At 55.4% G+C, this 2473-nt stretch carries 3 protein-coding genes; all 3 read right to left on the bottom strand.

Features of this window, described 5'->3' with window-relative positions:
- Window positions 1–258: 258 nt before the first annotated feature.
- Window positions 259–603, bottom strand: coding sequence for a hypothetical protein (locus METUNV2_RS0118705; protein ID WP_018231005.1), 345 nt, complete (start codon window positions 601–603; stop codon window positions 259–261).
- 85 nt (window positions 604–688) lie between these two features.
- Window positions 689–1351 (bottom strand): PEP-CTERM sorting domain-containing protein, encoded by a 663-nt coding sequence (locus tag METUNV2_RS19945; protein ID WP_232415768.1) that lies wholly within the window; start codon window positions 1349–1351, stop codon window positions 689–691.
- Between the two features lie 531 nt (window positions 1352–1882).
- Window positions 1883–2371, bottom strand: coding sequence for a hypothetical protein (locus METUNV2_RS19940; RefSeq protein ID WP_157281600.1), 489 nt, complete (start codon window positions 2369–2371; stop codon window positions 1883–1885).
- Between the last annotated feature and the right edge of the window lie 102 nt (window positions 2372–2473).

Genomic DNA, 2473 nt, shown 5'->3' with positions numbered 1-2473 from the left:
TGTCGACCAGGTGGCAGAGCGCGAACTCGAAGGTGCCGGGCAGCACCTGCTGCGCGAAATCGACCGGGATGAGCTTCAGGCCGTAGTCAGGCGTCTTGAATCGCGGCATCGCAAGGCTCCGGGGAGGCGATGCGCAATCATAACGACGGCATGTGGACGGCGGTGGGGTGGGAGGGGTTTTTCTACAGCCTCAACGTGCCAGCTCAGCGGGCGGCGAAGCCGTCCGCTGGAGCGCAGGGTTGGACGAAATGCGACACTTCATGGAAATGCCTGCTGAAGCTCCAGCACGAGCACGCGGTTCTTTGGAGCCGCAGGTTGAAAGAGCACATCCTGCATAACGCGGATCTGCAATTTAGGGATGCCTTTCAAGTCCACTTCTAGGGAGTCTAGGTCACACTGCCATTGCTTGGATCCGAAGTTCACGAAATCAAAGAGCGTCACAGTTCGAAGGTCGTTGTAAGCAAAAGCATCCGAAAGTCTGTCGGCTCGAATCTGTTCGGCGGTAGGCATCCACCAGAACCGGGTGCCATTCACCATCTCGAAGACCGCCGCTGGCCTATGCGCCGCGATCGTATTCAGCGCGTGCCACCATGCTTCCATCATGCCGTCCAACGTGCTAGGTGAGGGGCGCGGAGCGAGCGGGCGAAGCCCGCTTGCGAAGCGTCCCTCTCGACCGGCGGGTTGGGCATCATCCACTCCCCTTTGCCGGTTGGTTCTTGCGCCGAGTCCACATACCTATGAAAACCGTACCAATAAGTAGCATCGCATAGGCTTCAGGCTCGGGCACAGGTGTGGCAGATTGATAGTTAAGGTTTGCAATCGACCCAGTAGATGACCAAGTGCCTGGGTTGCGCAGGGTATGCGCGATGAAAAGGAAATTCCTTTCAGGGAGCGGCGATATCAGAGCAACGTGATCCCACGCTGAAGGCGCGCCGGATGACACTGGCTGTCCCAGAATTTGCCCACTATAGGAGAGTACAGATTGCTTGTACGCCCCACTGGAACCGTCGGTGTCGTAAGACGTATAGACGGATACATACCACGATGTCACCTGACCCACTGAATCGGTTGTCAGGTAGAGATGTGGTGTTAGTCCGTATCCCAATCCAAGGGTGTCGGCTTTGGTAATCGCGCCAATCTGTTCTTGATATGCGCTCCAATTTTCGAGCGTGGAACCATCATCAGAGAAATCTAAGGAAAGGGTCAATGGCGAATATGGTTGCCCTGAATCGAATCCAACCCACGGCTCAAGGTTGTTCGATGTGTAGTGGTATGTGACGTTGGCATTTGCTGCGCCATGGACGAATAGATTAGCGGCTACTAACAGAGCGAGAGACATCTTTGCGGTCATAGTGACTCCTAGAGGGCGTATGGTCGATTGGCGAAGTGTCTTGGTTGAGGTGGTGCCCAACGTTGAAAATCACCGGACGAAGGCAAGCGCAGCTTGCCGGAGGTCCGGTGGATTGTGATGTTGGGCGTCATTGCGACCCCAAAAACAGGCGTGGCTGAAAAAGTGTTAAACGCATTTGCCCCAGACTCGATAGAGCAATGCCGACAGGGTATGCGGCTGCTTTGATGCAGTGACAAAATGTTGAGAGGGAACCGTTTGGAGTTGCCTCCAAAGCTCCCGAGACCATAGCTCGGAAAGACGCGGTGATTCCACTGAGGCCGATGGCAACGTTTCGAGATATGCCGTTCGGAACGTTTTTTCATTGTACGGCAGGCCTTCGCGTAGCTTCTGTGCGAAGCATGTTGCGAGGCGGAGTTGGTCTTCGGCTGGCGAACTAGGCGAAGCGGTAAGCGTGCTCATTGTGACGCCCAACGTGCAAGGTGAGCGGCGCGCGGCTTCATGCGCGTCTGCTCCACCGCAAAGTTAGAGGGCTCAGCGCCATTCGGTGCCTCTGATTGCCGCCGAAACTGATTCTTGACTTGACGCCGTGGGAGGGAATTGACAATTGGCATAGAGAGCAGTACTGGCCCCAAGCAAACCGAACTGCCAAAATGCAAAACCCCCGCGAACGGATTTGAGCGTCGCGACCAAAAGCATGGCAGAGGGCAGAGTTTCTTCTGTGACACCTGAAAATTCAGTGAACACAGGTTCTGCTGCTGTTGCTTCGATGGTGCGATGAAGCTTGCCAAGAAGCTCAGTGCGAATTCCGGCTAACTCCTCCGGTGTGCCGTTCCCAGTCACAGCAAACGACGTGACCTTTAACACCTCACCGCGCGGTCCGACTGCGGAAATCGGACTCGTCCGAAGTTTCACTTTCCAGTCCGGCGGAAGCACGATACGTAGAGTGGGTGTCTCCAACACATTGGATGAGGGAGCATCTGTGCTGCCAAAGAGATTCTTGAATCCGGACAGGAGTCTCATAGTGCCCTCTAACGACGCTGTAGAAATACCCCATCTCGGGGCAAGCGGTTGCTACCGGCCTTAGACGGTCCGAAGTCGTTCATCCTCATTTCAGCTCCGCAA

The sequence above is a fragment of the Methyloversatilis universalis EHg5 genome (assembly GCF_000378945.1).
Lineage (GTDB): Bacteria > Pseudomonadota > Gammaproteobacteria > Burkholderiales > Rhodocyclaceae > Methyloversatilis > Methyloversatilis universalis_A.
Note: the sequence above shows the minus strand (reverse complement) of the source record. Positions and strands in the feature narration are given on the sequence as shown.

What these genes read in the sequence shown, in the direction of transcription:
- METUNV2_RS0118705 (WP_018231005.1), bottom strand. Translation starts at nt 603, where the DNA reads ATGATGGAAGCATGGTGGCACGCGCTGAATACGATCGCGGCGCATAGG.
- METUNV2_RS19945 (WP_232415768.1), bottom strand. Translation starts at nt 1,351, where the DNA reads ATGACCGCAAAGATGTCTCTCGCTCTGTTAGTAGCCGCTAATCTATTC.
- METUNV2_RS19940 (WP_157281600.1), bottom strand. Translation starts at nt 2,371, where the DNA reads ATGAGACTCCTGTCCGGATTCAAGAATCTCTTTGGCAGCACAGATGCT.